6 protein-coding genes are annotated in these 8,471 nt (G+C 62.5%); 3 read left to right on the top strand and 3 right to left on the bottom strand.

The features are described from left to right. Window positions 1-159: 159 nt before the first annotated feature. The 3 genes from J7E68_RS06600 to J7E68_RS06590 all read right to left on the bottom strand — a co-directional run bounded on the left by J7E68_RS06600 (window position 160) and on the right by J7E68_RS06590 (window position 3,322). Window positions 160-1,104, bottom strand: a complete 945-nt coding sequence (locus J7E68_RS06600) for a GlxA family transcriptional regulator (protein ID WP_215171012.1) — start codon at window positions 1,102-1,104, stop codon at window positions 160-162. A 41-nt stretch (window positions 1,105-1,145) separates the two neighbouring features. Continuing rightward, window positions 1,146-2,660, bottom strand: coding sequence for a DUF4041 domain-containing protein (locus J7E68_RS06595; RefSeq protein WP_215171010.1), 1,515 nt, complete (start codon window positions 2,658-2,660; stop codon window positions 1,146-1,148). A 131-nt stretch (window positions 2,661-2,791) separates the two neighbouring features. After that, complete coding sequence (locus J7E68_RS06590; protein WP_285224903.1) at window positions 2,792-3,322, bottom strand: TIR domain-containing protein; 531 nt, start codon at window positions 3,320-3,322, stop codon at window positions 2,792-2,794. A 773-nt stretch (window positions 3,323-4,095) separates the two neighbouring features. Between J7E68_RS06590 and J7E68_RS06585 the strand changes: the two genes are divergently transcribed. The 3 genes from J7E68_RS06585 to J7E68_RS06575 form a co-directional block, all read left to right on the top strand. Then, a complete protein-coding gene (locus J7E68_RS06585; RefSeq protein WP_215171006.1) occupies window positions 4,096-6,033 on the top strand; it encodes an ATP-dependent endonuclease in 1,938 nt (645 codons plus the stop codon). A 5-nt stretch (window positions 6,034-6,038) separates the two neighbouring features. Further along, window positions 6,039-7,928, top strand: coding sequence for a UvrD-helicase domain-containing protein (locus tag J7E68_RS06580; RefSeq protein WP_215171004.1), 1,890 nt, complete (start codon window positions 6,039-6,041; stop codon window positions 7,926-7,928). A 135-nt stretch (window positions 7,929-8,063) separates the two neighbouring features. Then, window positions 8,064-8,471 (top strand): hypothetical protein (locus tag J7E68_RS06575; RefSeq protein ID WP_215171002.1); only part of this gene is annotated, 408 nt, incomplete at its 3' end.

Below are 8,471 nucleotides of genomic sequence, written 5' to 3'. Positions count from 1 at the left end.
ACCCACCAAAGTCATCCGGTGCAACCGGAATGCCGGTCACATCACCAAACATGGGCGCGGTTTTCGGGCGCGCGGAACGGCCACGGGTACGGGTGACCCGAATCGACTGGGATGTGGCCCGGTGGAGCCGTCAACACGCGAACGCGCGTGCATCCTGCGTCAGGATCGACTTGCCCTGTACTCGGAAGGAGACATCTCGTGAACGCCTCGGAACGTCTTCCGGAATGCTGCTCCGGAGGAGTACCCCACCGCGCGGGCGAGCTCTTCCACGTCGAGCGTTGTCGTCTCCAGCAGCAACCGCGCTTCGCTCATCCGCAACGAAGCGAGCCAACGCGCGGGCGTCGTGCCCGCTTCTGCCTGGAATCGACGAGTGAAGCTGCGACGCGAGAGATGTGAATGGCGCGCCAGTTCGTCGATGCTGTGCGAGCGCGTCAAGTCGGAAGCGATGTACTCCAGAACGCGGGCGATCCCATCGCCCGCGTCTCGCGGCACGGGACGTTCAATGAACTGGCGCTGGTCCCCCTCTCGGTGTGGGGACACCACCATGTACTGCGCAAGGACGTTGGCGACCTCGGCACCGAGCTCTTTCCTGACGATGTGCAGGCTCGCATCCACACCGGCTGCGGTACCAGCGCTCGTGACCACATTGCCGTCCTCGACGTAAAGTGCGTCATCTCGCACCGTCGCACGTGGATGTTTCTCGCGCAGCGCTTCGATGTACTTCCAGTGCGTAACGCAGTCCCGCCCGTCCAATAGCCCCGCCGCACCCAGGATGAACGCGCCCGAACAAATACTCAGAATCGTCTTTCCCTGGGACGAAGCTCGGCGGAGCGCCCGTAGCAGTTCCGGCGGGTACCCTTCACGCATGCTGGCCGCAGGCACGGCTATCAAGTCAGCGTCATCAAACGAAGAGAAGTCGTAAGGCGCCGTCACAGTGATTCCGGCACCTGCGGACACCGCAGCGCCCGCCACGACGCCGCACACGCGGAAGTCGAAATGCGGGACTATCGGATCGTCGCGTTTACCGCCGAATACCTCACAGATCACGCCGAATTCAAACATCGCGAGCCCGTCGATGATTGGAACCGCGACCGTCTGCAACATGGGACCAGCCTAAATGCGATCTATACGGCGAGCTCCATGATCTATCTCGCTTGCAGTGCCCGAGTCGCCATGTACTCCTCTGCAACGGGCTCCAGCTTGAAGTCGAGCAGCTCGACGGACTGCGCCTTCAACACCTCTCGCACCTCGGTGGGTGTGGTGCGGAAGTACTCACGGCGCAGGTTGATCTGGTTGATGCGTCGGTCGGCGAAGTGCTGGTGGAGCATCGCTTCGATGCTCACCGCGTCGTCCGCGAAGAACAGGGCATGGACATCGAACCGGAACGGCACGGACGCATCACCGAGCTCGTTCACGCGGTCCATGGGTTCGAGTCGGCGCGTGAGCCCGATCTTCACCACATCGGGGCCGACCGATCCGACGTTGCTGATGACGTACACGTACCCGGCGCGGATGTTCGCCGCACGGTAGTCGACGTTCTCGATGGCATGCTCGACATCGGCAAGACGCGCCCGCATACGCTCGGCGCCTTCGTGGTCGCCGTTGGCTTCGAGCGCAGCAATGGTGTTGGCGTAGTGGCCGCGCTCCTTCTCCAACCTGGCCTTCTCGGCGGCGAGCTCCTTCTCCGCCTTGCGCTGCTCGCGGAGTTCCTCGCGGTGCGCACGCTCAGCTTCCTTCTCCGCCTGGACGGCGCGGAGATGCCGGTTGGCGAGTTCGAGTTCCCGCAGTCGAAGCTGATGAAAGTACGACGTGATGCGCAGGTCAATCATGGTGCCGAGACGAGCGATCTGCTCCATCGCGGTCGTGAGGCGCTTCTGGGCGGTGGCCAGGTTCCCGGCCCGGACCGCCTTGACGCAGTTCTCCGCTTCGGCGTTGTAGGAGCGGAGCATGAGCTTCGACATGTCGCGGACGAACTTCGCACCCTTGGCCGAGCTGTTGTTGAAGGTGAAGTTGCTCGTCGCCTGCGTAGCGCGACCGGTGCGGACGGCCGTCTTGATGTCTGCACGCAGCGCTTCGAGCTGCGTGGCCAGGGCGACGGAGTCTTCGGCGGGATGCTCATAGTCATAGAGCCCAAGTTCCTGTACCTCGACGGCACCACGCAGGTCGAGGAGTGATGCCTCCGTCGCCGCGATGTCGGCCTGACGAGACGACAGCTCCGCGGAAGCGGCGGCGACCTGCCCCCGGACGCCATCGACTTCCTGGTTCAGGTGACGCTTCAGGTCATCGAGGGCGGCCACGTCCTGGAGCCCGTACTGGTCGATGAGCCCTTGAAGTCGCGCGACCTCGGAGCGCAGCTTCTCGGCATGCTTTCGAGCACCGACGAGCGGGATGTTCTCCAGGAACAGCGGGTTGTGCGCGCGGACAGACGAGGACACCTGGTCCGCCGAATCCGCAGGAGTGGCAATCTGCTCAGGGCGCTGGTCGACAGTGGTCGGTGCTGTGAGCGCGCGGGCCTCGGCACGGGTTCGCGCCAACGGAGCGACGGACTGCACTCCGCCGGCGAACACATGATCCGTCCACGCGGCGCCATCCCAGTACCGCTGTTCGAACTGCCCTGATGGGTCTGGATGCCAACCGGGCTGCGCAGTCTGTTCGGTCACTCGCTCAACGTAGCGCACAGTCAAGCAGCGGACCGACCGCCGTTGTCTCGCGCCGACAGAGTCGATCCATGGAACACCCGACTCCGCCCGCGAGGGCCTGATTCACCCCGGCGGAATCGCCCGACCTGCTTCTAGGCTGTCCCGCCCACGACGGCGAATGGGCCAGCAATCGGATCGGCGAGATCGTACTCCCCGGCGCGCACCGCTGCACCCGCGCGCTGGAGACGACCCTTCAAGTCGAGTCGGCTCTCGTACGCGCCGTTGAGCTTCACCCAGTTGAACCCGTCGATATCCGAGATGTCGCGTGTCGATGCACTCTTGACGAATATGGTTCGCTCGCGGCCGATCCCGAACGCGAGCCCCGCTTCAAGGAGCACATTCTGTCTCGGTTGCCCGGTCGGAACGCGATCTGCGTCGCCCACCTCGGAATAGTCATCCTTGACGCGGGCGAGGTCATCGGGCGAAAAGATCACCACGATAGCGGCGGCGCCGTCCATCCCCGCCCGCACGATGTCGTAAGTGTGAGGCTGAGTCTGCCCCGTGAGTGCCACAGCTTCCGACCAGGTCAGCATGTGTAGCCCAAGATGTTGGAGGAACTGCCTTACCACCGTCACTGNNCTGGACGCGGTAGCTCGGAAGGTGACGATGTGGGCGACGTCCATGACATATCGCTCAGCGAGTCCGCGGAGTCGGGCCGCGCAGCGGGCTCACGTTCCATTCGCTCGCGGGCATCAGCCTCTCGACCGTCCGGGAGGGCGAAGCCGTTGTCCGTCATCTCGACCCCCCGGCGGTCAAGAACGTACTGCTTGAGGTTCAGATAGGACTGGCTCCTCATGGTCGTATCTGCATACGGGTTCTCTACGTAGAGGTAGTTCAGCATCGAGATCACGAGAGCGTCAGTGTCTGACTCACCGAACATGAACGCGACGATCTGGTTTGCCCGTTCCCCCTTGTTGCCGGCCGTGGCGAGACCAAGAGACATCTCGAAAGTGTCGATTCCAGAGTGCGTCGTGTTTTCGGCGAGAGCAGCAGCGAAGTAGCGGGTGTCGGTTCGCAGGAAGAACGTAGATGGCACAGCTGAATCCTATGACGGGCGCCAATAGCGGCTGCAGCAATTTCTGCCAGATGATCTATCCGGTATGGGGCCGCTGACTAGGAGGCATCCGCGCGAATCTCCAGCACGTTCGTGGCGAATGTACTCTCGACGGCTTCGACGGCGCCCTGCACTCCCATCGTTCTCCGACAGCTGGGTTGCTCACCCTGGGCTGAGAGGCCCTCCGCGGAGAAGGTATGGCGATAAGACTCGCCAGACAGGGTCCTCACCCACCCTCGCTTGGCCTTGTTCGCGAGCGTTGACAGCTACGGTAGGTGTCGACGACGCCGTCGCATATTGGCATTTTGGGTAAGAGCGGCACCGAACGAGAAGGACCCCGCGATGTTCCTTGAACGACTGACGCTGCTCAACTTTCAGAGCTTCGGGTCGACACAAACATCTATCTCGTTCGACGAGAAACTCACGGCATTCCTCGGCGGCAACGCGACGGGCAAGACCGCGGCCAGTCAAGCAATGTTGCGCCTTTTCAGTGTCGTTGCCGAGCAGCGCGCAATCCGCTTGTCCGACTTTCACGTTCCCGCCGATGAGGAGGAAGCACCGGTTTCACGCGAGATGCGCATCGAAGCGGTCTTCGCGTTCCCCGAGCTGGACGATCCCGACTCGGATGCTGCGCAGACGGTACCGGAGTTCTTCCGACACATGACCGCCGACGACAACGGGCAACTGAAGCTGCGCATCGTGTTGGAGTCAACGTGGACAGATGAAGGCCCCGCCTCCGGCACGATTCGCACCGAGCGGAAGATCGTCTACACATTCGAGGACGATGTCGAAGGCCGCACCGCTCGCTTCGATGAAGCAGCACGCGAGAAGATTCAGGCCATCTACGTCCCCGCGACCCGAGATGGCGCGCGGGAGGTGACGGGCTTCCTCCGCGGCAGGCTCTGGAGGGCAAGCCAGTGGTCCGACACTTTCCGGAACCACCTAACCACCGCCGCCGATGAGCTCTCCACAAAGTTCAAAGACGAGCTGGTCGTGAAATCCTTCACAGAAGCCATCACGAACCGGTGGCAGCAACTGCACCATCTGAAGTCGGATACAAACCCCACCTTCGAACCCATCAACCGTGAACTACGCGTGATGGTCTCCAACGCAGAGATGCTGTTCGAGCCGTCCCCCACCGGGCGTACCCGCTCGGCCGGGGAACTCAGCGACGGACAACGCTCGCTCCTGCATATCGCTCTGACCGCGGCGACTTTGGACATTGAACAGGAGATCGTGGGCGGCAAGCATCCGGACACGTTCGACCTCACACCGTCGTCGCTACCGGTACTCACGCTGCTCATCCTCGAAGAGCCGGAGAACAACCTCTCTCCCTTCTTCCTGTCCCGTGTCGTTCAGCAGCTGCTGAATGTCGCGGAGCGCGGCAGGTCCCAGACCATCATCTCCAGCCATTCGGCGAGCGTCGTGTCCCGCATCGAACCCGAGCAAATCCGCCACTTCCGCCTGCGTCGAAAGAAGCTGACGACAAAGGTGCGGGAAGTCCCCCTCCCCGCACCAAACACCGACGCGGGCAAGTATCTGCGTCAGGCGGTACGTTCCTACCCTGAGCTGTACTTCGCGCGATTCGTGGTCCTCGGCGAGGGAGAATCCGAGTCCGTCGTTCTCCCCATCCTCGCCGCAGCCCGCGGCATCCACATCGACCAGTCATTCGTCGCCGTCGTCCCACTGGGCGGGCGTCACACCAACTACTTCTGGCAGCTCCTCGACGGCCTTGGCATCCCTTACGCGACGCTCCTTGACCTCGACTTTGGTCGGGCAGGCGGTGGCGGAGATCGCCTGAAGGACGTGTGCAACGAACTGGAGAAGATCGGCTACGACCCGTTCGATGAAGCACCCGGAGGGGCAACGTCAGTTGATGATCTCAAGGGTCTCGACACCATCCAGAAGATCGCACCGTGGCTCACGCATCTCCGAAGGTACGGGGTCTATTTTTCTGCTCCCCTCGACCTGGACATGCGCCTGCTTGTAGCGTTCCCGAAGGCCTACCGCGTCAAGGTCCCCGGAGGGCGCGGACCGATGTCAAAGACGATTCCGAAGTCTGCTGTCCTCGGCGCTGCGGACGTGCGCCCCGACGTCGCGTTTTGGGAGGACCCCGCGCGCATCCCCGACCTTCGCTGGTATCGGTACCTGTTCCTGACCAACTCCAAGCCCAGCAGCCACCTTCGAGCGCTCGCTAGAGTCTCCGAAGTTGACCTCGAGGGACTTGGCGGAGGCCTCGGAAAGCTGCTTGACCGCATCGGCAAGGCGGTCGGCGACTGATGTTGGTGAGCGAGGACGACTGGGAACCCCTCGGCGAAGGCATCGACGATCTCGAAGAAGCGGCATGGGAGGCTCTGAAGGCAAGTTCTGCGTCCGTCGCGGCGGGGCCAGGCTCGGGCAAATCGGAGTTCCTTGCACAACGCGCAGGATTTCTGTTCAAGACCGGCCGTTGCCCATACCCGCAGGAGATCCTCGCGATCTCTTTCAAGAAGTCTGCGGCGTCGAACCTTCGAGACCGCGTGCAGAAGCGGTTGCCGGACTACGCACCCCGGTTCACCTCGATGACGTTCGACGCATTCACGAAGATGATTGTCGACCGGTTCTCCGCACTACTGCCGGCGCCGTGGACGCTCGACGAATACAAGATCAGCTACTCCAACAAGAAGGAGGTCGAGGCCTTCCTCGACGACATCGCCGGCTCCGCGCCGCCGCAACTCGTAGACGACATCCGAAGCATTCCCGCATTCGACTTCCTGGCCAGGCACGTCGGCGCAACTTCTCTCGATGACGATCTGCTGTCCCCGCAGACGGCGGAAGCCTACGCCGTGCACGCATGGTGGACGCAGAACTACATCGGACGCGCACGTGCGACCGTGGACTTCGTGATGCTGAACCGACTCGCCGACCTCATCATCCGCTCGAGCCCGCAGCTACGAACGGCACTGGCCGCGACATACCCGTTCGTGTTCGTGGACGAATTTCAGGACACCACCTTCGCGCAATACTCGTTTCTCAAAGAGGTGTTCGCAAGTTCCGGCACTCAGGTCACCGCCGTCGGCGACCGAAACCAACGCATCATGGGCTGGGCGGGTGCGCTTGACGACGCGTTCGCGGAGTTCGAGGTCGACTTCGCTGCCGAAACTTTCGTCCTGACAGCCAACTACCGCTCCTCGCCCGAGCTCGTTGAGCTACAGCACCGGTTCGCGAGGATCCTGAGCCCGAAGGCGAGTAAGCAGACCTCTCACGTACTGAGCGAGACGGGCGACGCTCCCGCGCAGGTCTGGTCATTCACAGACGAGGACACCGAGGCCTCGAAGATCGGTGAATGGATTCGGCAGGACATGAACGACTCGGGTCGGACGGCATCCGACTACGCGATCCTTGCCCGCCAGCAGGTCGCCTTGATGGAGCCGCGATTCCGGACGGCGTTCGAAGAACACGACCTTCGTGTCCGCAACGATGACCTCCTCGTTGGCGTGATTCGGCTGCAAGAGCTTCTCAGCGACGAGCTCACGACCCTCCTCATCGACGTGATACGGCTCGGAGCGTCCATCGGTGGTGAACCCGACGCCTGGATGAACGTGACCTCCACACTGGAAGCGCTGCCCGAGCAGACGCGGCATCGACGGGACTCGTGGGAGGACCGGTTGAGCGTGTTCCTCACCGACCTGCGAACGTGGTTCCGAGAGACGAACGAGCTGCTTCCTGCGACTACCGGCGCGATGGAACTCGCGGCAGCCGTTCTCGAACGAGTGACGAGCTTCATCAGTATGGAGGAACTCAGCGGCTCGCGGCGGTTCGCGGAGAACCGTGACGAGGTGACCACCAAGCTCACCGCCATCGGGATTCGTTTGGCCTCAGTGCTGGAGGAGACGTCGGCCTGGAACGAGGTGGCGGGCGCTTTCCGTCAGGACGACGCGGTGCCCCTCATGACCATCCATCGCAGCAAAGGTCTCGAGTATCACACGGTCTTCATCGTCGGTCTCGACGACAACCAGTGGTGGTCGCACGCCAACAACTCCATCGAATCCACGATGACCTTCTTCGTGGGTGTCTCCCGCGCTGCGGAACGCATCGTCTTCACCCATACGACCTATGGAGTCTCTCGCCGGAAGGTCCGCGATCTGTACAACGAGCTCGAAGAGGCTGGCGTTCCGTTCCTGGAATTGGATTGAGGGCGAGATCCGCCAGTAGCCGCAGGCACCAGTAGCATGACGAACGTGCCAGATCCAGAGGAGTCCGACGACATCGTCCTGCCGCCTGAGACGGAACAGCAGATCCGCCGCTTCGCGGAGCGAGCAGCTTCCCAGATGTACTCGGGCGACTCGGCTGAGATCCTCCGCAAGATCTCTCCGGCCATGGATGACCTCATGCACGGCATCCTTCAACGCCATCCACTTCGAGAACAGCTTGACGAGATGGGCGACCGAATCATTGCAAGCTCCCCGGCACTCGCCGAAGTACGCGAGCGCATGGATGAGGTGCTGCGCAGGAGCATCGCACCCGGCGGACAGTGGGCATCACTACTGGATTTCTCCGCCCGGGCCGCAGCCAACGCATCGTCCGATGAGAAGCTCTACCCGCCACCAGAATTGGACGGCGGGGAGAAGCCCGCAGGACCCGCGGCGCGGAAAGAGAACAGCCCTCGAGCGTTCTTCGGCAAGCACGCGGTGACCGTGCGCAGCATCGACCAGTTCCTGCATGTCATCGCGACGATA

The organism is Microbacterium sp. ISL-103 (assembly GCF_018613995.1).
Classification (GTDB): Bacteria; Actinomycetota; Actinomycetes; order Actinomycetales; family Microbacteriaceae; genus Microbacterium.
Note: the sequence above shows the minus strand (reverse complement) of the source record. Positions and strands in the feature narration are given on the sequence as shown.